Origin of the sequence: Shinella sumterensis, assembly GCF_004514425.2 — a bacterium.
Taxonomy (GTDB): domain Bacteria; phylum Pseudomonadota; class Alphaproteobacteria; order Rhizobiales; family Rhizobiaceae; genus Shinella; species Shinella sumterensis.
In genome coordinates, this window is sequence record NZ_MYFN02000003.1 from 221,800 (window position 1) to 243,322 (window position 21,523).

23 protein-coding genes and 1 other RNA gene are annotated in these 21,523 nt (G+C 63.7%); 9 read left to right on the top strand and 15 right to left on the bottom strand.

All coding sequences use genetic code 11. From position 1 onward, the window contains the following. Positions 1–22: 22 nt before the first annotated feature. A complete protein-coding gene (locus B5M41_RS08145) occupies positions 23–265 on the bottom strand; it encodes a hypothetical protein (RefSeq protein WP_134649500.1) in 243 nt (80 codons plus the stop codon). A 27-nt stretch (positions 266–292) separates the two neighbouring features. Here B5M41_RS08145 and B5M41_RS08150 point away from each other — a divergent pair, with 27 nt between their 5' ends. Then, on the top strand, positions 293–970 hold the full coding sequence (locus B5M41_RS08150; RefSeq protein WP_134649595.1) for a MerR family transcriptional regulator: 678 nt from the start codon (positions 293–295) through the stop codon (positions 968–970). 18 nt (positions 971–988) lie between these two features. On the opposite strand, the gene B5M41_RS08155 is transcribed toward B5M41_RS08150, so the two are convergent. Further along, entirely contained in the window at positions 989–2,116 is a 1,128-nt protein-coding gene (locus B5M41_RS08155) for an ATP-dependent DNA helicase (RefSeq protein ID WP_134649501.1), read from the bottom strand. A gap of 146 nt (positions 2,117–2,262) precedes the next feature. Here B5M41_RS08155 and B5M41_RS08160 point away from each other — a divergent pair, with 146 nt between their 5' ends. Continuing rightward, on the top strand, positions 2,263–3,348 hold the full coding sequence (locus tag B5M41_RS08160; RefSeq protein ID WP_230640025.1) for an AbrB family transcriptional regulator: 1,086 nt from the start codon (positions 2,263–2,265) through the stop codon (positions 3,346–3,348). On the opposite strand, the gene B5M41_RS08165 is transcribed toward B5M41_RS08160, so the two are convergent. From B5M41_RS08165 to B5M41_RS08180, 4 genes are all read right to left on the bottom strand, one after another. Beyond that, positions 3,345–3,701 carry a nitrile hydratase accessory protein gene (locus tag B5M41_RS08165; protein ID WP_167719110.1) on the bottom strand — a complete coding sequence of 119 codons (357 nt, stop codon included), beginning with the start codon at positions 3,699–3,701 and terminating at the stop codon, positions 3,345–3,347. The two genes, B5M41_RS08160 and B5M41_RS08165, sit on opposite strands and share 4 nt — an antisense overlap. Continuing rightward, complete coding sequence (nthB, locus tag B5M41_RS08170; RefSeq protein WP_134649504.1) at positions 3,688–4,347, bottom strand: nitrile hydratase subunit beta; 660 nt, start codon at positions 4,345–4,347, stop codon at positions 3,688–3,690. The genes B5M41_RS08165 and nthB overlap by 14 nt, the downstream gene beginning before the upstream one ends. Beyond that, positions 4,344–4,919 carry a nitrile hydratase subunit alpha gene (gene nthA / locus B5M41_RS08175; RefSeq protein WP_134649596.1) on the bottom strand — a complete coding sequence of 192 codons (576 nt, stop codon included), beginning with the start codon at positions 4,917–4,919 and terminating at the stop codon, positions 4,344–4,346. The genes nthB and nthA overlap by 4 nt, the downstream gene beginning before the upstream one ends. Before the next feature lie 97 nt (positions 4,920–5,016). Next, a complete protein-coding gene (locus tag B5M41_RS08180) occupies positions 5,017–5,610 on the bottom strand; it encodes a LysE family translocator (protein ID WP_134649505.1) in 594 nt (197 codons plus the stop codon). Positions 5,611–5,724: 114 nt separating this feature from the next. On the opposite strand from B5M41_RS08180, the gene B5M41_RS08185 reads away from it, so the two are divergent. Continuing rightward, positions 5,725–6,570 carry an aldo/keto reductase gene (locus B5M41_RS08185; RefSeq protein ID WP_134649506.1) on the top strand — a complete coding sequence of 282 codons (846 nt, stop codon included), beginning with the start codon at positions 5,725–5,727 and terminating at the stop codon, positions 6,568–6,570. 84 nt (positions 6,571–6,654) lie between these two features. Here the strand turns inward: B5M41_RS08185 and ilvN are convergent, their stop codons facing one another. Both ilvN and B5M41_RS08195 read right to left on the bottom strand, forming a co-directional pair. Further along, positions 6,655–7,227, bottom strand: coding sequence for an acetolactate synthase small subunit (ilvN, locus tag B5M41_RS08190; RefSeq protein WP_134649507.1), 573 nt, complete (start codon positions 7,225–7,227; stop codon positions 6,655–6,657). Between the two features lie 16 nt (positions 7,228–7,243). After that, positions 7,244–9,022, bottom strand: a complete 1,779-nt coding sequence (locus B5M41_RS08195; RefSeq protein ID WP_134649508.1) for an acetolactate synthase 3 large subunit — start codon at positions 9,020–9,022, stop codon at positions 7,244–7,246. Between the two features lie 406 nt (positions 9,023–9,428). On the opposite strand from B5M41_RS08195, the gene B5M41_RS08200 reads away from it, so the two are divergent. Beyond that, positions 9,429–11,423, top strand: coding sequence for an ATP-binding protein (locus B5M41_RS08200; protein WP_413713162.1), 1,995 nt, complete (start codon positions 9,429–9,431; stop codon positions 11,421–11,423). On the opposite strand, the gene miaA is transcribed toward B5M41_RS08200, so the two are convergent. After that, on the bottom strand, positions 11,413–12,315 hold the full coding sequence (miaA, locus tag B5M41_RS08205) for a tRNA (adenosine(37)-N6)-dimethylallyltransferase MiaA (RefSeq protein ID WP_134649510.1): 903 nt from the start codon (positions 12,313–12,315) through the stop codon (positions 11,413–11,415). The two genes, B5M41_RS08200 and miaA, sit on opposite strands and share 11 nt — an antisense overlap. On the opposite strand from miaA, the gene serB reads away from it, so the two are divergent. Further along, positions 12,314–13,204, top strand: a complete 891-nt coding sequence (gene serB / locus B5M41_RS08210) for a phosphoserine phosphatase SerB (RefSeq protein ID WP_134649511.1) — start codon at positions 12,314–12,316, stop codon at positions 13,202–13,204. The genes miaA and serB overlap by 2 nt on opposite strands. An 80-nt stretch (positions 13,205–13,284) precedes the next feature. Here the strand turns inward: serB and B5M41_RS08215 are convergent, their stop codons facing one another. The 6 genes from B5M41_RS08215 to B5M41_RS08240 all read right to left on the bottom strand — a co-directional run bounded on the left by B5M41_RS08215 (position 13,285) and on the right by B5M41_RS08240 (position 18,714). Beyond that, positions 13,285–14,763, bottom strand: a complete 1,479-nt coding sequence (locus B5M41_RS08215) for a DegQ family serine endoprotease (RefSeq protein ID WP_413713163.1) — start codon at positions 14,761–14,763, stop codon at positions 13,285–13,287. A gap of 177 nt (positions 14,764–14,940) precedes the next feature. Continuing rightward, positions 14,941–15,129: a DUF2065 domain-containing protein gene (locus B5M41_RS08220; protein ID WP_134649513.1), complete on the bottom strand. Its 189-nt coding sequence runs from the start codon at positions 15,127–15,129 to the stop codon at positions 14,941–14,943. 7 nt (positions 15,130–15,136) lie between these two features. Continuing rightward, positions 15,137–16,087 (bottom strand): protease modulator HflC, encoded by a 951-nt coding sequence (gene hflC, locus B5M41_RS08225; RefSeq protein ID WP_134649514.1) that lies wholly within the window; start codon positions 16,085–16,087, stop codon positions 15,137–15,139. Beyond that, the gene (hflK, locus tag B5M41_RS08230; protein ID WP_134649515.1) at positions 16,087–17,211 is read right to left on the bottom strand and encodes an FtsH protease activity modulator HflK; all 1,125 of its coding nucleotides are present in this window, start codon (positions 17,209–17,211) and stop codon (positions 16,087–16,089) included. The genes hflC and hflK overlap by 1 nt, the downstream gene beginning before the upstream one ends. A 164-nt stretch (positions 17,212–17,375) precedes the next feature. Continuing rightward, a complete protein-coding gene (locus tag B5M41_RS08235; protein ID WP_134649516.1) occupies positions 17,376–17,897 on the bottom strand; it encodes a dihydrofolate reductase in 522 nt (173 codons plus the stop codon). Positions 17,898–17,919: 22 nt separating this feature from the next. Beyond that, entirely contained in the window at positions 17,920–18,714 is a 795-nt protein-coding gene (locus tag B5M41_RS08240; RefSeq protein ID WP_134649517.1) for a thymidylate synthase, read from the bottom strand. 200 nt (positions 18,715–18,914) lie between these two features. Between B5M41_RS08240 and B5M41_RS27010 the strand changes: the two genes are divergently transcribed. From B5M41_RS27010 to B5M41_RS08260, 4 genes are all read left to right on the top strand, one after another. Then, positions 18,915–20,246: a putative bifunctional diguanylate cyclase/phosphodiesterase gene (locus B5M41_RS27010; RefSeq protein ID WP_134649518.1), complete on the top strand. Its 1,332-nt coding sequence runs from the start codon at positions 18,915–18,917 to the stop codon at positions 20,244–20,246. A gap of 31 nt (positions 20,247–20,277) precedes the next feature. Beyond that, positions 20,278–20,639, top strand: a transfer-messenger RNA (tmRNA) gene (ssrA, locus tag B5M41_RS08250). A 112-nt stretch (positions 20,640–20,751) separates the two neighbouring features. Then, positions 20,752–21,273: an SspB family protein gene (locus B5M41_RS08255; RefSeq protein WP_134649519.1), complete on the top strand. Its 522-nt coding sequence runs from the start codon at positions 20,752–20,754 to the stop codon at positions 21,271–21,273. Positions 21,274–21,280: 7 nt separating this feature from the next. Beyond that, entirely contained in the window at positions 21,281–21,478 is a 198-nt protein-coding gene (locus B5M41_RS08260; RefSeq protein WP_134649520.1) for a DUF4169 family protein, read from the top strand. Positions 21,479–21,523 lie beyond the last annotated feature (45 nt).

A 21,523-nucleotide genomic window follows, 5' to 3' on the forward strand; every position in this document is an offset into this window, starting at 1 on the left:
GCCGGTGACGAAACATACATCCCTAGATGTAGTGATAGGCATTCGCATGCGCTGCGGGTATTGTTGTATACAAGCGCGTCGACAGGATTACGTCCGGCTTCTCTGCCCGGTCGCCGATCGCGAGCGCCTTCGCAATCAGGTTCCGGCCATGGCAATGCACACGCGGGCCAAAGGGCGGAGCGCCACAGGACACCAGCGCCACGTCGGCGGGCGGCTTGACCGAAAGCAGGCCCGCACCGGCAATCCGGGGGTAATCGATGACCACTCTTCTTTCATGTGGAAGGCTAGCATGATGGCCAGCGCGTCGAAGAAAACCGAAACGCAGGGCGGCGAGCGCAAATCCATCCGTTTCCTGCCGGTCATGCCGCTGCCGGACAACCTGCCGGAAGGCCGCCTTGCCATCGCCGACATGGCGAATGCCTTTGGCGTGACCCACCGCACGCTGCACTTCTACGAGGAAAAAGGCCTGCTGACCGCCGCCCGCGTCGGCCCCATGCGGGTCTATGGTCAGGGCGAGATCCACCAGATGGCGGTGGTCAATACCTGCCGCGAAACCGGCATGCCCGTCGCCGTCATCCAGGAGCTCCTGGAGCGGCTTTCCGCCGCGCAGACGCAGGAAGAGGCGGACTTCGTCTTCCGGTCCGCGATGCTTGCCCGCAAGCGCGAACTGGCCGCCCAGCAATCGACGATCCGCCGGCAGATGCAGCAGATCAACGAACTGCTCGACTTCACGCCGTCTGCGGAAATCGAAGTGAACGACAATGCGCCGCCGGCGCATCTCACACCCGCGGAACTGCGTTGCCTGGAGCTGATGGCGGAAGGCTATCCGACCAGCCGGATCGCACGTGCCCTGGACATGGAGCCCGGCGAAATCCAGGTCATGGAGAAGACCATCATCGGCAAGTTCGACGGCAACAACCGCTTCCAGGCGATTGCAAAGGCCGTGATGCTCGGCATCGTCGGCCACTAGGGCGGATGAAAGGCGGTCCTATCGAACGATCGTCAGCGTTTCCGCGGCGCGCGTGATGGCGGTGTAGAGCCACCGCTCGCGCGTATCGCGAAACGCGAAGCTCTCATCGAACAAGACGACATTGTTCCACTGCGAACCCTGCGCCTTGTGGACGGTCAGGGCATAGCCGAAATCGAATTCGTCGTAACGCTTGCGCGTCGACCACGGAATTTCCTCGTCAAGGTTCTCGAAGGCCGCCTTCAGAAGCTTGATCTTGGCGGCACCGCGATCCATGTCGTCGTCCTCGGGCCGGATCATCAGGTTGATGCCCGGCTTCACGGTCTCCTTTGATGAACTCATCACCTGCCACAGCGAGCCGTTCAGCAGCCCCTTGGCGGGGTCGTTGCGCAGGCACACCAGCTTGTCGCCGGACTGCGGATAATCCGTGGTGAAGCCCTTGAGTTCGCGGAGCCGCTGGTTGTAACGACGGCGCGTACGGTTGGTGCCGACGAGAACCTGGTCGGCGTCAAGCACGAGCGTCTGATCGACCTCATTGCGGCCGATGACGCGGGCGGCGCCGTAATCGCCATAATCGATATCGCTGCCTTCGCGCACCTGCATGGCAAGCTGGATGATCGGATTGTCGCGCGCCTGACGGTGGATGTCCGTCAACAGGTAATCCGGCTCCTGGTTGGTGAAGTAGCCGCCGCCGCTCACCGGCGGCAACTGGCCGGGATCGCCGAGCACGAGAATCGGCGTGCCGAAGCTCATCAGGTCGCGGCCGAGCGCCTCGTCCACCATGGAGCACTCGTCCACGACCACCAGCGCCGCCTTGGCGACGGGGCTCTGGCGGTTGATCGAAAACATCGGCGAAATGGAGGTCTTGCCAGTCTCCTCGTCGGACACTTCTTCTTCGCCGCGCGGACGATAGATCAGCGAATGGATCGTCTTCGCATTGGAAGCGCCCTTGGAGCGCAGCACCTGCGCGGCCTTGCCGGTGAAGGCGGCGAACAGCACCTCGCCATCGACATTCTCGGCAAAATGGCGTGCGAGCGTCGTCTTGCCGGTGCCGGCATAACCGAAGAGCCGGAACAAGGGCTGGCGCCCATCCTTCAGCCATCGCGAGACGGCCTTCAGCGCTTCATCCTGTTGGGGTGCGAATTCCATGCCGGGACTTGGCAGGATTCGCGGCGGTGAAGCAAGGGGCCCGCCGATCAGTTCACAAGCAGCTGTAAAATGCCCGTCCCTATATTTCGCCCTGTCTTCCCTCGACATCACGCGGTATGGAAGGCCGATCTTCCCGGAGCCGTCACGTGCCTTCCCGAAACCAGAACGACGTCGCCCGCACAGAGACCGGCATCGGCCGTTTGCCGCCATGGCTGCAATGGGGGGTCGTCGCCGGCCTTTCCGTGCTGACGACGGTGCCACTCGAAATCGCCGGCCTGCCGGCCGCCCTGCTCATCGGCCCGATGCTGGCAGGCATTGCGGTCGCGCTTGCCGGCAGCACGATCCGCCTGCCCCGCTTCTTCTTCTTTGTCGTCCAGGTCGTGCTGGCACTGATGATCGCGACCATGGTCTCCAAGGATTTCGTCGGCACCTTCCGCGACAACTGGCTGCTGATACTGCTCGTGGTGACGTCGGTCATCGGCATGAGCACGCTGTCCGGCTGGCTGATCACCCGGACCGGCATCCTGCCCGGCACGACGGCGATCTGGGGCTCCTCGGCCGGCGCGGCCTCCACCATGATGATCATGGCTGAGGCCTATGGCGCAGACGCCCGCCTCGTCGCCTTCATGCAATATCTGCGCGTCGTCTTCGTCGCGAGCTTTGCGACGCTCGTTGCCCATTTCGGCGGCCATGACGGCGCATCCGTACCGCCGCATGCCTGGTTCAAGCCCGTTCCGATGCTGCCGCTCGCGGCCATGATGGCGATCGGCGTCGTCGCGGGCCTGATTGGGCAGAAACTGCGCGTTCCCGCCGGCGCCTTTCTCGTGCCCTTCGCGCTGGCGTCCGTGCTGAATTCCTCGGGCACCGTCACCATCGCGCTGCCGGACTGGCTGCTGGTCATCGCCTTCACCCTGCTCGGCTGGAACATCGGCCTCGGCTTCAGCCGCACGATCCTGGTGCACGCCCGCCGCGCTCTGGTGCCCACGATACTGTCGATCCTCGCGCTGATCGGCTTTTCCGGCCTGCTGGCGGGATCGCTGATCCTGCTGCTCGGCGTCGATCCGCTGACGGCCTATCTGGCGACCAGTCCCGGCGGCCTCGATTCCATCGCCGTCATCGCGGCCTCCAGCAATGTGGACATCGCTTTCGTGATGACGCTCCAGACGGCGCGCCTCATCCTTGTCACCATCATCGGCCCCTGGCTCGCGCGCTTCGTGGCGGATCGCGCCTAGCCGGCGTTGTCGAGAAGAATGGGCATGCCGTGCGGCGTCGCCTCGGCAGCGCGCGCCCAGCGGTCGGAAAGGGCGGATTGCTCCGCCTCGCTCGCCACGCCACGCTCCGACAGGAGCGACGAGAGGGCCGTAACCCAGCAGTCGAAATAGTCGGCGCCGTCAACCGCACGACCAGGCCGGTGCACTTCGCGCGACAGCACCTCGGCCCATTGCGCCCAGGTGAAAACACCCTGTTCATGCAGGCGAACCGTCATGGCGAAGGCCTGCGCCTGCCAGGGCTCGGCAAAGACCGGCTCGCCTTCGGCCGAAACCGGAAGGCCGGGCGAATCGGCAAGCGTCTCACAACGGCTCAAGATAGCTCTCCCAGGCATCGATGGAGACCGTGAGGCCGTCCGCCGCATCCTCGCCCCAGATCTCGCCGCCGTCGAAGACGACGGTATAGACCCATTCAGGATTCTCTCCCCTGCCATGCGCGTTATCGTCGGGAAAGACGAAGGAACCCTGCACCGCCTCGACCACGCCGACCTTGCCACGGGCATAGCGCGGCAGGCGGGTATGCGTCGTCGGATTGAAATTGCGGGTGCGCACGCGTGCGCCGGCCGCAAAGCGGGGCGGCGTCGCCACCGGCCGGTCGCAGGGGCCGCCCTTGGCAAGAACGGCCGGCACCATGTCCGCCGTCAGAACGCGCTTCGGCACAGCACCCTTCTCCAGCATGCGCCCCGTCGACAATTCCTCCGCACTGACAAAGCCGTGACGCGCAAGCAGCGTCTCCAGGGCGCGAATCCAGATTTCGTAGTAGCTCGCCGAAAGATAGGTCGCGGGCGGGATGTTCTCACGCGCGTGACGGCTCTCGTCGATGGTCCAGGCGCCGAAGGCACCGCAGGAGAGTGTCACGCCGAGCGCCCGCTTTTCCCAGTCGCCGTGGAAATAGGGTTCGTTCGGCTCCGGCGCGACCGGGCCGAAGCCATGCTGGCCGCCGAGATCGTGCGGTCCGTTCATGCCTCGGCCTCCGGTTCCAGCGCCAGCCCCGTGCCGATCATGGCATCCCGCGTCACGAGATCGGCGAGCGCTTCCTGGTCCAGTCCGTCCGTTCCGGCCGGCCGCTCGGGCACGACGAGATAACGCAGTTCCGCCGTCGAATCCCACACGCGGATCTTCCTGCCCTCGGGCAAGGTCACGCCGAACTCCGCCAGCACGCCGCGTGGGTCGATCACCGCACGCGACCGGTAGGCGGGCGCCTTGTACCAGACGGGCGGCAGGCCGAGCACCGACCACGGATAACAGGAGCAAAGCGTGCAGACGACGAGATTGTGCGTCTCCGCGTCGTTGAAGACCGCCCGCATATGTTCGCCCTGCCGGCCGGTGTAACCGAGGCTGGCGATGGCCGCGGTCGCATCGTGCTTCAGCCAGTCGGCGAAATCCGGCTCGGCCCAGGCTTTCGCCACGACGCGCGCGCCATTGCGCGGGCCGATCTTCGTTTCATAGGTCTCGACGATCGCATCGATGGCCTTGGGATCGATCAGTCCCTTCTGAGTCAGAATGGTCTCGAGCGCGCGAACGCGGGCTTCCATCGGCGAGAAATGATTGTCGTGATGGTGATGATGGTCGTCGTGGTCGTGATCGTGCGACACGGCAGTTCCTCCGCTTCGAGGCCCACTTCTAGCGCATTTATCGCAGCATCGGCCAGAGGCTCGCCACGAGCAACAACGCCATCGAGATGTTGAACCATTTAAGGCGCACCGGATGGGACAGCCATTGCCGCAGCGCCGAGCCGAAGCCGGCCCAGGTGGAAACGCTCGGGAAATTCACGAGAGCGAAGGCGACGCCGACGATCAGGACGCTCGTCGTATAGTTCGCCGCATTGGTATAGGTCGCCATGGCGGAAACGGCCATCACCCAGGCCTTGGGGTTTACCCACTGAAAGGCGGCCGCTTCCAGCAGGCTCATCGGCCGCGCGCCGGCCTTGCCTTCCCCCAGGGTGCGCGAGGTCGCGATCTTGAAGGCGATCCACAGCAGGTAGGCGCCGCCCGCAAACTTCAGCGCCGTATAGACGAGCGGCACCGTCTCCAGGAGCGCGCCCAACCCGAAGCCAACCGCCAGCAGAAGCGAAAGAAAGCCCAGGCCGATGCCGCACATATGCGGGATCGTGCGCACGAAACCGAAGTTCACACCTGACGCAAAGAGCATCATGTTGTTGGGGCCCGGCGTGATGGACGTGGTAAAGGCGAAGACGAGAAGGGCAAGAAAGATTTCGATCTGCATGGCAGAACTCTGGGTATCCGGATTGTTTTTTGCGATTGATAGTCCATCTCCTTGCAACGACCAGCCAATTCTTGTCATGCAGACAATTGCATGCCACGGCAGATGGAGCGCACGATGAAAGCGGAACTACCGGCAGTGACCCTTCCCGGCGGGCGACAGGTGCCCGCCCTTGGCCTCGGCACATGGCATATGGGCGAAAGCCGCGCATCGGCAGCGCAGGAGGCCGCGAGCCTTCGCGCAGGGCTCGATCTCGGCATGACGGTCATCGACACCGCGGAAATGTATGCCGATGGCGGCGCCGAAACCGTGGTCGGCGACGCCATCCGGGGCCGGCGCGACGAGGTGTTTCTCGTCAGCAAGGTCCTGCCGCACAATGCCAGCCGCGCCGGAACGATCGCCGCCTGCGAAGCGAGCCTGGAGCGGCTCGGCACCGACCACATCGACCTTTACCTGCTGCACTGGCGCGGCCGGTATCCGCTGGCCGACACCGTCGAAGCCTTCGAGCGCCTGAAGGCGGACGGCAAGATCGGCGCCTGGGGCGTATCGAATTTCGACGAGGAGGACATGAAGGAACTGCTCGGCGTGGCCGAACCCGCCCGCCCCATGGCAAATCAGGTGCTCTACAACCTCGCACGCCGCGGCATCGAATACGACCTGCTGCGCTGGAGCCAGGTCCAGGGCATTCCGATCATGGCCTATTCGCCGCTGGATGAGGGCCGCCTGATCGGCCATCCCGTGCTTGACGAGATCGGCCGCATCCACAATGCCGGCGGCGCGCAGATCGCACTCGCCTTCCTGCTGACCAAGGCTGGTGTGATCGCCATTCCGAAATCCGGCTCGCCGGAGCGCGTGCGCGAGAATTTCAAGGCGTCGGAGATCCGGCTCACCTCCGAAGACCTGCGCCTGCTCGACGAAGCCTTCCCTCCGCCGACCCGCAAACGGCCGCTGGAAATGATCTGAAATGAAAAAGGCTTTCCATTTGACCGGAAAGCCTTTCTCGTTTCTTGAAATCCCGGACCTCGCCTGAGCGAAGGGCGGCGGCGATTACATGCCCTGCGAACCGCGGTTCATCGCGGCAATGCCCGTGCGGCACACTTCGATGAGGCCGAGCGGCTTCATGACGGCCACGAACTGGTCGACCTTGGACGACTTGCCGGTGATTTCCAGGATGAAGTGATCGACGGTGGCGTCGACGACCTTGGCGTGGAAGGCATCGGCAAGGCGCAGCGTTTCCGCCCGCATTTCGCCGGAGCCGCCGACCTTCACCAGCGCGACTTCACGCTCGATGGGCCGTTCCTGGCCCATGGCCTTGGCGCGCACGGTCAGGTCGACCACGCGGTGGACGGGCACGATGCGCTCGAGCTGTGACTTGATCTGCTCCAGCACGCCGGGCGTGCCGCGCGTCACGATGGTGATGCGCGACAGATGCGCCTCGTGCTCGGTCTCGGAAACCGTCAGGCTCTCGATGTTGTAGCCGCGGCCCGAAAACAGGCCGATGACGCGCGCAAGCACGCCCGGCTCGTTGTCAACCAGCACGGAGAGCGTGTGGCTCTCCGCGACCTGCGTCTCGGCGGCGATGAAGTAGGCGGAACCGGTGGGCTGTAGGTGTGCGTTCATGGTATCTACCTCTTCATCAAACGAGCTGGCGGCCCTTGGCGTCGATCGCGTTGGCAACCGCCTCGTCCGTGGCTTCGTCGGGCAACAGCATTTCATTATGCGCCTTGCCCGACGGGATCATCGGGAAGCAGTTCGCGAGGTTCGCCACGCGGCAATCGAAGATGACCGGACGCTTCACGTCGATCATTTCCTGGATAGCGGCATCCAGATCGCCGGGCTTGTCGCAGGCAATGCCCACGCCGCCATAGGCTTCCGCCAGCTTGACGAAATCGGGCATCGCCTCCGTATAGGAGTTCGACAGGCGGTTGCCGTGCAGCAGTTGCTGCCACTGGCGCACCATGCCCATATATTGGTTGTTCAGGATGAAGATCTTGACGGGCAGGTTGTACTGGACCGCACAGCTCATTTCCTGAATGCACATCTGGATGGAGGCGTCGCCCGCGATATCGATGACGAGGCTGTCGCGATGCGCGACCTGCACGCCGATCGCCGCCGGGAAGCCATAGCCCATCGTGCCGAGGCCGCCCGAGGTCATCCAGCGGTTGGGCTGCTCGAAGCCGTAGAACTGCGCCGCCCACATCTGGTGCTGGCCAACTTCCGTCGTGATGTAGGTGTCGCGATCCTTGGTCAGCTCGTAGAGACGCTGAATGGCATATTGCGGCATGATCACGTCGTCGCTCGCCTTGTAGGCAAACGAGTTGCGGGCACGCCACTTGGCAATCGACGTCCACCAATCCGCCTGGATGGCCTTGTCATACGTCTTCGAACCGGCGCGCCATTGGCGAACCATGTCCTCCAGAACGGCGCCGACATCGCCCAGGATCGGTACGTCGACACGAACGTTCTTGTTGATCGAGGACGGGTCGATGTCGATATGGATCTTCTTCGAGTTCGGCGAGAACGCGTTGAGACGGCCGGTGATGCGGTCGTCGAAACGCGCGCCGATGCAGACCATGACATCGCAATCATGCATCGCCATGTTCGCCTCGTAGGAGCCGTGCATGCCGAGCATGCCCAGCCAGTTCTTGCCCGATGCCGGATAGGCGCCCAGGCCCATCAGCGTCGACGTGATCGGGAAGCCGGTGATCTCGACCAGTTCGCGCAGCAGGCGCGAGGCTTCCGGACCGGAATTCACGACACCACCGCCGGAATAGATGACGGGGCGACGGGCACCCTTCATCAGGCTGATCGCGGCTTCGATGGCGCGCGCGTCGCCGGAGGTCTTCGGCTGATAGCTTTTCTGGATGGGCGCTGCCGATGGCGGCGTGTAGGTGCCGGTCGCAAACTGCACGTCCTTCGGGATATCGACGACGACGGGGCCCGGACGACCGGACTGCGCGATGCGGAAGGCCTCATGGATGATGCGGGCGAGATCGTTGACGTCCTTGACCAGCCAGTTGTGCTTGGTGCAGGGACGCGTGATGCCGACCGTGTCGCATTCCTGGAAGGCGTCGGATCCGATGAGCGTGGTCGGAACCTGGCCGGTGAGGCAGACGAGCGGGATCGAATCCATCAGCGCGTCCTGCAACGGCGTGACGGCATTGGTCGCGCCGGGACCGGAGGTGACGAGCATGACGCCGACCTTGCCGGTGGAGCGGGCATAACCTTCGGCCATGTGGCCGGCGCCCTGCTCGTGACGCACGAGAATGTGCTCGATGTCGTCCTGCTGGAAGATCTCGTCATAGATCGGCAGGACGGCACCGCCCGGATAGCCGAAGATATGTTCGACGCCGTTGTCTTTCAGGGCCTGCAAGACAATTTCGGCGCCCGTCATCTGGTTTTCTGTTCCGCTCATCGGATGTTTCCGTCCGTTTCTTTCGTATTGTCAGGGTGCTTATAGAATTTTCGGGCATAAAAAAAGGCCCCCTGGAGGAGCCTGCTTACCGCGCATGGGTGCTTTCGCCGGATGGTTACACCATCCTGCCCATGCGCCTTCCCACCACAAGAATGATCGTCGTGAAGTTTTTCATGGTGCGGAGTGTTAACGGCAAATCGAATGCGCGTCAACGCCTTTTGCTCCATCCCGATGGCACGATCAGGGGCAGCCGCGCCGCCGGAGCCGCTGAAACCTGCCACAACCGGAAACGGGTTATTAAGCCGGATTCCCTAAAGTGAAGGATCGGAGGCAAGGAGCGCCGGATTTGCTGAACAACGATTTTCAGACGTCGATCACCGCAGGCGAACAGGAACGCCGCGATGAGATGGCCGCCGGAAACCGAATGCTGGGCCGTGTCGTCGCCTGCAGCGGGTCGCGTGCCACCATCTGCGCCACGGCGGAAGGCGGGGAAACCGCCCTCACCGAGCTCTGGGCCGTCGGCCGCCTCGTCTCGATTTCCGTCGGCCGCAACCGCATCGTCGCCCTCGTCTATTCGATGGCCACCGACCAGCAGAACTGGACCGAAAACCGCGACACGACGTTCCATGTCGAAGTGGAGTTGATGGGCGAGGTGCGCGTGGGCGCCGATGGCCGCGAGGAGTTTTCGGCCGGCATCAGCGACTATCCCTATCTCGGCGCCATCGCGCACAGGATCCGCGCCGCGGATCTGGCAAAGGTCTACGATACCGGCAAGGACGATGTCTGCATCATCGGCAAGCTGACACAGGACGACCAGATCGACGCGACCATCCACGTGCCCTCGATGCTGGAGAAACACTTCGCCATCGTGGGAACGACGGGCGTCGGCAAGTCCACCGCCGTTACCCTCCTGCTTCACAAGGCGATCCAGGCCGATCCGCAGCTGCGCGTGCTCATTCTCGACCCGCACAACGAATTCGCCTCCGCCTTCGGCGACCTTGCCATGGTCATCGATACGGACACGCTCGACCTGCCGTTCTGGCTTTTCCGGCTGGAGGAGTTCGCCGAAGTGATCTTCCGCGGCCGCCCGCCCGTGCCGGAGGAAATGGACATCCTGCGCGACCTGATTCCGGAGGCCAAGCGCGCCTTCCGCGGTTCGCCCGAAAGCGGCCTGATGCGCCGCACCAGCGAAAAAAGCTCGATCACCGCCGATACGCCGGTGCCTTTCCGTGTGGCCGACCTTCTGGCGCTGGTCGACGAACGGATCGGCCGCCTCGAGGGACGGGCGGAAAAGCCGCACCTGCGCTCGCTCAAGAGCAAGATCATGTCGGCGATCAACGATCCGCGCTACCACTTCATGTTCTCCTCGAACACGATCACCGACACCATCCTCGACACCATCGCCCGCATCTTCCGCATTCCAGGCGACGGCCAGCCGGTGACGACCTTCCAGCTCGCCGGCATCCCCTCGGAAGTGGTGAACTCGGTGGCATCGGTTCTTTGCCGCATGGCCTTCGAAATCGGCCTGTGGAGCCACGGCGGCGTGCACATGCTCGTGGTCTGCGAGGAAGCGCACCGTTACGTGCCGGCCGATCCCAATCTCGGCTTCACGCCGACGCGCCAGGCCATTGCCCGCATCGCCAAGGAAGGCCGCAAATACGGCGTCTCGCTCGGCATCATCACGCAGCGCCCGGGCGAACTCGATCCGACCATCCTGTCGCAATGCTCGACGATCTTCGCCATGCGGCTTGCCAACGACCGCGACCAGGACATCATCCGCTCGGCGATCCCCAATTCGTCGTCCTCCACGACGAGCTTCATCTCCTCGATCGGCAATGGCGAGGCGATCGCCTTCGGCGAGGCGGTGGCGGTGCCGATGCGCATGCGCTTCGCCCGCGTCGATACGAACCGGTTGCCCAAGGCCAACGGCACGGGCAACATACATACGGAAGAAACGCCACAAAGCGTCGATCTTCGCTCCATCGTGGCGCGTATGCGGTCGGTCGCAGGTCCTGACATTTCCGGCTTCCAGTCTTCCTATCTTGCGGCGCGCGATACGAGCGCTGTCGCAACAAGCGGATACGAGGACGCGCCCTACGAGGACGAGGAGGACTATATCGATACGCTGCAAGCCGCGGCACAGAAGGCGCCGCAACCGACAGCCCACGAACCCTATCGACCCGACATGCTGCCCGGCGCCGCAAGCGCATACCAGCCCCCGGCAAACGAGCGCTTCGATTCCATTCGCCGCGAGCTTGCGGCAGAGCCGCGCCGCCCGGAAGCCGATCCCTACCGCCAGCCGCCGCGCCCCGCCTTCGGCGAGCAGCAGGAACCGCGCCGCGAAGGCTCCATCCGCGAGCAGCTTTTGAAAAAGCCGCTGAGCAGCCTGATCAGGCGCTAGGGTCGATGCGCTGCCAGCTCTCATCGAGCTGGTTGCGGAACCACGTCATCTGGCGCTTGGCATATTGCCGTGTCGCGGCCGCACCGCGCTCGATGACATCGGCCTCGCTCATCTCGCCCGCCAGCATGGCCGCGATCTGCGGCACGCCGATCGCCTTCATGACCGGCATGGCGGGTGAAAGATCGAGCGCCATCAACGCCTTCACCTCCTCCACCGCACCGGTCTTCAGCATCTCGCCGAAGCGCCGGTTGATGCGGGCGGCAAGGACGGCCCGGTCCGGCAGGACGACGATCTTTCGCGCGCGCGCCGGATCAATCACCGCCGGCCCCGACCCCGCCTGGAATGTGGAGATGGAGCGCCCCGTCGCGTCCAGCACCTCCAGCGCACGGAGGATACGCTGGCCGTCACCGGGCATCAGGCGCGCGGCCGTTTCGGGATCACGCTCGCCGAGTACCCGGTGCAGCGCTTCGGGTCCTTCCGCGGCAAGCCGCGCGCGCAGCCGCTCCCGCACATCGTCAGGGATGTCAGGCATATCCGAGAGACCGCCGGTCAGCGCGCGAAAATAAAGCCCGGTACCGCCGACGAAGACCGGCAGCGTCTGCCGTTCGCGCAGTTCGGCGACAAGAGCGGTCGCCTCGCGCAGCCATTCGCCCGTCGAATAGGCGGCCGCGGCCGGCACGTGACCGTAAAGCCGATGCTCGACGCCCTCCAGATCCTGCGGCTGCGGCCGTGCCGTGAGGATGCCCAGCGTGTCGTAGACCTGCATGCTGTCGGCGTTGACCACGACCCCGCCATGCTCGGCAGCAAGGCGCACCGCAAGCGCGGACTTGCCGCTCGCCGTCGGGCCCGTTATCAGGATCGCGTCCTGCATTCGATCAAGGTTTCTCATCATGGCTTTCGTTGCCACGCTTGTCGCCAATCCGTCAAATCCTGTTCTGACGCCATCGCTTGCCGAGAAGGCCGCGGATGCCGTCAAGGCTTCCGGTCTCTACTGGCTGGCAGACGGCATCGCCTGCGATATCGCCCTGCGCGACGACAGCGACATCGAGGCTGCGAGCGCGACGCTGCGAACGGTCATCGGCGATGCGCCGGTGGACCTCGCCGTGCAGGCGGCGGAAACGCGGCGCAAGAAGCTGCTGATCGCCGACATGGATTCCACCATGATCGGCCAGGAATGCATCGACGAGCTGGCCGCCGAGGTCGGGTTAAAGGAGAAGGTCGCCGCCATCACCGCCCGCGCCATGAATGGCGAGATCGCCTTCGAACCCGCGCTTCGCGAGCGTGTCGCCCTGCTCGAGGGCCTGCCGGTCTCCGTCATCGACGAGGTGATCGAAAAGCGCATCACGCTGACGCCGGGCGGACGCGAGCTGATCGCCACCATGAAGGCGAAGGGCTACTACACCGCCCTCGTCTCCGGCGGTTTCACCGTCTTCACCAGCCGCATCGCCGCCACGCTCGGCTTCCACGAGAACCGCGCCAACATTCTTCTCGACGCGGATGGCAGGCTGACCGGCGAGGTCGCCGAACCCATCCTCGGAAAACAGGCCAAGGTCGACGCCCTCAATGAGATCGCCGCCCGCCTCGGCATTTCTCCCGAAGAGGCGATGGCCGTCGGCGATGGCGCAAACGATCTCGGCATGCTGCACCTCTCGGGCGCGGGCGTCGCGCTGCACGCCAAGCCCGCGGTGGCGGCCGAAGCGAAGATCCGCATCGACCACGGCGACCTCACCGCACTGCTCTACCTGCAGGGCTACCGCAAGAGCGACTTTGTCACGGCGTAGAAAAGCCGCTGAAGCAATGCTCCAGCGACCTGAATCAATCTCTGCATTGACGTCGCCAAGTCCCTGACGGGACTCGCCTTTCAGTCGATGCGCACTGTGATGTAGCGCAGCGCGCCGGTGCGGTCGGCGATCATCAGCAGCGCGTTGCGGCGGTCTTCCGACTTGAGCTTGGCGACGCGGGCCTTGACTTCCTCGGCCGTCGCCACGGCCTCCTGGCCGATCTCGACGATCACGTCGCCCGGCACGATGCCACGCTCGGCGGCCGCCGTGTCGGGGGTCACCTCGGTGATGACAACGCCCTTGACGCTTTCCACGATGTTGAAGGTCTTGCGGGCGGCTTCGTCGAGATCGCCGATGCCCATGCCCAGCACCAGCTCGGCCTTCTGCGGCTCGGCCAGCTCTTCGCCGCCGGTCGTCGTATCCTCTTCGGTCGTGCCTTCGTCCGGCGTTGCCGCATCGTCTTCGGCATCCACCTGCTTTTCGCCGTCTTCGAGACGGCCGAGCGTGACCTTCACGGTCATTTCCTTGCCGTTGCGCAGGAGCACCACGTCGACGGCCTTGCCGACGGGGCTTTCGGCGACGACGCGCGGCAGATCGCGCATTTCATGCACATCCTTCCCGTCGAAACGGATGACGACGTCGCCGGTCTGGATCACGCCGTTGTCGACGGGCCCGCCCTTGATGATGCCGGCAACGAGCGCGCCCTTCGCCTCGCTCATGCCCAGGCTTTCGGCGATGTCATCGGTAACGGGCTGGATGCGCACGCCGAGCCAGCCGCGGCGGGTCTCACCGAACTCGCGAAGCTGCGAGAAGATGTTCTGCGCCAGCTCCGTCGGGACCGAGAAGCCGATACCGATCGAGCCGCCCGACGGCGAGATGATGGCCGTGTTGATGCCGATGACCTCGCCCTTCATGTTGAACAGCGGGCCGCCCGAATTGCCGCGGTTGATGGCCGCGTCCGTCTGGATGAAGTTGTCGTAGGGGCCGGCATTGATGTTGCGGCCCCGCGCGGAAATGATGCCGACCGTCACGGAGCCGCCGAGCCCGAAGGGGTTGCCGATGGCCATGACCCAGTCGCCGATGCGCATGACGCGGGAATCGCCGAACGGAACGGCCTTCAAGGGAGCCTTCGGCTCGACCTTCAGCAGCGCGAGGTCGGTCTTGGGGTCGGTTCCGACGAGCTTGGCCTTCAGCTTGGAGCCGTTGGCGAAATTCACCTCGATATCGTCGGCGCCTTCGATGACGTGATTGTTCGTGGCGATATAGCCGGCCGGGTCGATGACGAAACCGGACCCCAGCGAATTGACCGTCTGCCCCTGGTTGGAGCCCTCGCCGCCATCGCCCTTGAAAAACTCGTCGAAGAAGTCCTGGAAGGGCGAGCCTTCCGGCACCTGCGGCATCGGCGCCTTGTCCTCGTTCTTCACGTTCTGCGAGGTCGAAATGTTGACCACCGCGTCCAGCAGGCCTTCGGCAAGGTCGGCCACCGATTCCGGTCCGGCCTGGCGCGCCTGGGCCATTGCTGGTGCTGCGAGCGGGCCGGCGGCCAGCGAAAAGCTCATCGCAAGCGTGAGCGCCGCATTGGCAACGCTGGACTTCATCTTCAAGGCCATGTTCGGCATCCTCTCGGGTCTGGTCGGCTCTGGCGAGTGTTCGCCGCGGATACGGCAAAAATCAGTCTGCCACGATGATTTGTCTGAACTTTTGCCTGTCTTCACCGCCGCTCGCAAGGGCGGCCTTCAGGCGCTGCGGAGGAACCACACCATCAAAACGCCAAGCGCCACGGCAAACAGCCCCGAAAGCCTGAGCTGGTTTTCCGGGATTTGCGGCAGCAGTTCCGCCATGCGCTTCAAAACCGAAGGGGCCAGTGCGTACACCAGCCCCTCGATGATCAGGAAGAACGCGATCCCCGTCAGGAAATCGGACATGGCGTTCTCAGTTTGCGGTCGACGGCGTCGTGGCCGTGCCGTTCGTCGTGCCCGCACCGGTGCCCGTGGCCGCCGGCCGTGTGCCAGCCGCGTCCTCGAAATAGCGGAAGAATTCCGACTGCGGCGACAGCACGAGCGTCGTATCCGACGAGCTCATCGAATCCCGGTAGGCGCTCATCGACCGGTAGAAGTCGAAGAAGGCCGGATCCTGGGAGAAGGCCTCGCCGAAGACGCGGTTGCGTTCGCCGTCGCCTTCACCGCGCAGGATTTCCGAGTCGCGCTGGGCGGCCGCGATGAACTCGACGACCTGACGATCGGCGATGGCGCGGCGACGCTGGCCGGCTTCGTTACCGCGGGCGCGGATCAGTTCGGCTTCCGCCAGACGCTCGGCCTTCATGCGCTCGTAGGTCTGCTGAGAGACTTCCTGCGTAAGGTCCGTGCGGCGGATGCGGACATCCTCGATGGTGAGGCCGAGGTTGGAGGCGTCGGCGGTCAGTTCGCCACGAACTTCACGCATCATCGACGCGCGCTCTTCGGAAAGAGCCGATTCGAAGCCGCGCAGACCGTAGACGCGGCGCAGAGCCGAATCGAGACGGGTGCTGAGGCGGGCCTCGGCCGATTCCCGGTCACCCGAGACGGCTTCGCGGAAGCGACGGGCATCCGTGATCTTGTAGACCACGAAGGCATCGACCTCGTAGAACTTGCCGCCCGAGACCTGGACACGGATATCGTCGAGATCGAAGCGCAGGGCCTGATCCTGGATATACTGGACGCTGTCGGCATCCATGAAGCCGAAGGGAAGCTTGAAGTACAGGCCCGGCTCGGTCTTCACGTCCTGGATCTGGCCGAAGCGGATGACGATCGCCTGCTGGCGCTCGTTGACGACGAACACCGACGAATAGGCGATGAAGAGAAGAACGCCGAGGGCGATCAAAACGGCTGGCAAACGGTTACCCATTACTGCGAACCTCCTGCCTGCTGACCGGTCGTGCGACCGAGTTCGTTAAGGGGAAGGAAGGGAACGACGCCCTGTCCGCCCTGCTTTTCATCGATGATGACCTTCTTGGAGTTCTTCATCACGCCTTCCATGGTTTCAAGGAAGAGGCGCTTGCGCGTCACGTCGGGCGCGATCTTGTACTGGTCGTAGATGGAGATGAAGCGTGCCGCCTCACCTTCGGCTTCCTTGACGACGCGATCCTTGTAGGCGGCTGCCTCTTCGCGGATCTGCGCGGCCTGACCGCGTGCGGCACCGAGCTTCTGGTTGGCGTACTGGTTGGCTTCTTCCAGGAAACGGTCTTCGTCCTGTTCGGCGCGCTGCACTTCGTCGAAGGCATCGGCCACTTCGCGCGGCGGAGCCGCATCCTCGATGGCGACCGTGTTGATCGAGATGCCGGCGCCATAGGCATCCATGGTCGCCTGGATCGTCGTCTTCACGCCTTCGGCGATGGCCTGACGGTTATCGCGGAAGATGTCCTGCGCCGGACGGCGGCCGACGACTTCGCGCATGGCGCTTTCGGCGACCTGCTGCAGCGTTTCGGCCGGATTTTCAAGATTGAAGAGGTAGGACTGCGGATCCGTGACCGTGTAGAGCACCGAGAACTGCACATTGACGATGTTCTGGTCGCCGGTGAGCATCAGGCCCGAAGCGTCGGAGTTCGACGCGGCCGAACGGCGGCCGATATTGCGCTGCTGTTCGGTGATCTTGACCAGCTCGACCGTCTCGAAGGGCCAGAGATGGAAGTGCAGGCCCGGCATGGAAATTTCCTGCTTGGGCTTGCCGAAACGCAGTTCGACGCCGCGCTCGTCCGGCTGGACGGTATAGATGGAGTTCATCAGCCAGAAGACGCCGACGAGAAGCAGTGCGATGACGACGACACCGCCGTTGAAACCGCCGGGCATGACGGTCTTCAGCTTGTCCTGGCCGCGCCGGATGATGTCCTCGATATCGGGCGGACCACCGTTACCACTGCCGCCACCGCCGCGAGGACGGTTCGGTCCCTGCCCCCATGGCCCCTGATTGTTTCCACCACCGCCGCCGCCACCCCAAGGGCCGCCGCCGCCATTCTGATTGCTCCAGGGCATCAATACCTCTTTCTATAAATCCCCATAGGCGCATGTCGCGGATTGTTTCGCCGCGCAACGCGATGTGAACCCGTTATAGGTATCCCACCGGCACCTTTCAACAAATCCCGCCCGGCTTGGGTGTCCTTGCGGCAAAATAGTTCGTGATCGATGGGTTTTACCGCTTAAACGGCCGATTTCCGGCGCCAGGTGACGAAGCGCATGGCGTGACTGTCCTTCTCACCGCGGGGAATCTCCTCCTCCACGACCTTTTCGAAGGAAGCCGGGTCGATATCGGGGAAGCGCGTGTCGCCTTCCACATCCGCTTCGACATGGGTGACATGCAGGATATCCGCACGGCCGAAGACCTGCGCATAGATCTGCCCGCCGCCGATGACGCAGATCTCGTCCACGCCGAGCGTTTCCGCTTCCCGCCGCGCAGCGGCCAGCGCGTCGTCGAGCGAGGCGACCACCTGCGCGCCCGGCGCGGAAAAGGCCGGATCGCGGGTAATGACGATATTGGGGCGCCCCGGCAGCGGCCGGCCGATGGAATCCCACGTCCGGCGGCCCATGACGACAGGCTTTCCGAGGGTCAGCTGCTTGAAGCGCTTGAGGTCGGACGGCAGCCGCCACGGCAAGTCGCCGTCGCGGCCAATGACACCGTTGCTGGCGACGGCGACCACGAGCACGATCCGGGGTTCATTCATGCAAGACAGACTTTCAAAGAAATCAGACGGCGATGGGCGCCTTGATGGTTGAATCAGCTTCGTAGCCGACCAGCTCGAAGTCCTCGAATTTGAAGGAGAAAAGGTCCTTCACTTCGGGATTGATCTTCATGAAGGGCAAGGGCTTCGGGCGGCGCGTCATCTGGGTGCGCACCTGCTCGAAATGGTTCGAATAGATATGCGCGTCACCCAGCGTGTGCACGAAATCGCCCGGCCGCAGCCCCGTCACCTGCGCGACCATCATGGTCAGCAGCGCGTAGGACGCGATGTTGAAGGGCACGCCGAGGAAGATATCCGCCGAACGCTGGTAGAGCTGGCAGGACAGCCTGCCGTCCGCCACGTAGAACTGGAACAGGCAGTGGCAGGGCGGAAGCGCCATCTCGTCGACCAGCGCCGGATTCCAGGCGGAGACGATGTGGCGGCGCGAATTGGGATTACGCCGGATGCTTTCGACGACGGCGGCGATCTGGTCGAGATGACGGCCGTCATAGGTCGGCCATGAGCGCCACTGATAGCCGTAGACCGGCCCGAGCTCGCCCTTTTCGTCCGCCCACTCGTCCCAGATCGTGACGCCGTTCTCGTGCAGGTAGGCGATATTGGTCTCGCCCTTCAGGAACCACAGGAGTTCATGAATGATCGACCGCAGATGCAGCTTCTTGGTGGTCAGCACCGGGAAGCCTTCCTCGAGATCGAACCGCATCTGGTAGCCGAAAACGCCGCGCGTGCCGGTACCGGTCCGGTCACCCCGGTCGCTGCCGTTTTCCATGACATGCGCGAGAAGGTCGAGATATTGCTGCATGGTCGCCGCCGTTTCCTGATTCAGCGCGCTATATTAAAGCCAGACGCCGCAACGGCCAAACGGCAAATAGGATTTTCCCGGCTTTTGGCTTAAGGCGCCTTATCCTATTCGCGGTTGCAGAAGGCCGGTTCGGAAGCCTTTTGCAATTTCTGAACGAATTTCAGCGATCATGGCCGCTCATCTCACTGGGCGGATCATCCGTGAAACCGAAGGAAAACTACTCAAACCGGTTCCGGCTGATCTACGGCCTTGCATCGCTGGCCGTGGGTGTCACGGCCTGCGGATGGGGCATCACCTTTGCCCTCATGGGCACTTGGCCTCTGGTGGCGTTGGATGTCGCCGTGGTTTGCGTCGCGCTCCTGAGCCTGGCGCTGGCCCGCAGCAACCGGTTTTCGGCCGCGCTTCTGTTTTCCCAGGCGGCCTTTCTGGTGATCATCACCATGTTCTGCCTGGTCTTCGACGTGCCGCGCGCCGCCGCGCCGAGGGTATCCCATCTCTTCCTGCTCGTGCTGGCGCTTTTGGGCTACATCAATTACCGGCGCGAACAATCCCGGCCGCAGCTTGCGATCGTGGCGCTCTGCGTGATCGCCTTTATCGTTTTCGCCAGCAGCACCGCGGCCCCCTCCTTCGCCCGGCCGATACCGGAAGCAATCCAGATCTACGGCTCCTGGGTGAACACCATCGTCGCCGTCGGACTGCTGTGCGTCGGCGTCTATGTCATGCAACTGGAGCTCGCCCGCGACCTCGACAAGGCGCGCGCCATCAAGATGGCACTGCGAAACCGGGAATTCGAGCTGTTCTACCAGCCCCAGGTCGACGAGTCCGGCCGGCTGACGGGGGCCGAAGCCCTGCTGCGCTGGCGACGCGGCGACGGAACCCACGTTCCGCCCGCCGAATTCATCCCCGCCGCAGAACAAGCGGGCCTGATGCCGGCCATCGGCGACTGGGTCCTGGCACAGGCCTGCGAGACGCTCGCGGCATGGCGTCACGACCCGGCGACGAGCGGGCTGAAACTCGCGATCAATGTCAGCGCCGACCACTTCACGAAGCCGGATTTCGTCGACACGGTCCTGGATTGCCTGCGCACGCTGGAGCTCGACCCGGCCCTTCTCAAGCTCGAACTTACCGAAAGCATGATGGCCGGCGATATCGACGCGATCAGCGAAAGGATGCGCGCCCTGCGGGCTGCCGGTCTCTTCATATCGCTCGACGATTTCGGCACGGGCTATTCCTCCCTCAGCCACCTGCGCCGGCTGCCCGTGCAGGAAATCAAGATCGACCGCTCCTTCGTGCAGGATATCGTGGAGAGCCGGCGAAACCGCGTGCTGCTCAAAAGCATATTCGACATGGCGCATGTGCTGGAATTTGCCGTGGTCGCCGAAGGGGTCGAAACGCTGGAGCAACTGGGTCTGCTCCGGTCCTTCGGCTGCACCGCCTTCCAGGGCTATTACTTCGGGCGCCCCGTGCCACGCAGCGAATTCCAGTCACAATGGGCGGAGCTGCCGGTTCCACCGGCTGCGCGGCTCGCCTGAACGCCCGCCCGGTGTCAAATCCCCGCCGGCCCCCCTTTCCTTGGCCGGACAGAATGCCTATATGTGGATTGCTGCTTCGGCAGCTATGGCAATAAACGAGCGGTGTAATAAACCCATTGGACCCGGGGGCGGTACCCGGCGCCTCCACCAAAAACCGGTCAAAGCATGACCGACCGGCTTTTGATGGGGGCGAAATAGGATCGACAAGGGCGTAAAGATCGACTTTTTGCTCGGCATTGTACCACCGTTATCGGGCTAAACTTGTAGTTGCAAACGACAACTATGCGGAAGCTCGTCTCGCTGCCTAATGGCGGTGTGACACTTCACTCAAAGTCCTGACGGGTCGCACCGGCAGGCGGGGTCCGAAGGCACCTGGCAACAGAAGCCTTCACCTTCTCCAATCTCTTGAAATGGTCTATAGCTGTCCCAGATGACTCGCGTCGGAAGGCACGAGATGAAGTGCAATGCCTGAAGACAAAGGCATCAGAAAGAAAGACAGGAACGGATGGCGCAAGACCACATTCGCTACGACATTCTCGCCCAGGACGCTCTGCGCGGCGTCATTCGCAAGGTTTTGTCCGAAGTCGCGGTCACCGGCCACCTGCCGGGCGAGCACCATTTTTTCATCACCTTCCTGACCAATGCGCCCGGCGTGCGCATCTCGCAGCATCTCAAGGCGAAATATGCCGAGCAGATGACCATCGTCGTGCAGCACCAGTTCTGGGACCTGAAGGTCACCGAGAGCCTGTTCGAGATCGGCCTGTCCTTCTCCGACACGCCTGAAAAGCTCGTCATTCCCTTCAACGCCATCCGCGGCTTCTATGACCCCTCGGTCAGCTTCGAGCTGGAGTTCGACGTTCCCGCCGCAGAGGAAGAAGGCGAGGACGATCACTCCGCCGAAATCACCGCCTACCCGGTCGCGGAAAAGACCGAGGAGCCCGTCGAGGAACCCACGCCCCCCACCGGCGGTGGCGGCGACAAGGGCGGCTCCGTGGTCTCGCTCGATTCCTTCCGCAAGAAGAACTGAGCACGGCATGAGCGGCGACGTCGTCAACCTTCGCCAGTTCCGCAAGCAGAAGGCCCGCTCCGAAAAGGAGCGGCAGGCCGAGCAGAACCGGTTGACCTTCGGCCGTACCAAGGCCGAGAAGACGCTGACGGATGCCCTCAACGACAAGGCGAGGCGCACGCTCGACCAGGGCCGCATCGAGCGGCCCGACGAGACGAAAGAGTGATCTTTCAACGGCTTGCCGCCGGAACCGGAATCGATCTGCCAATCT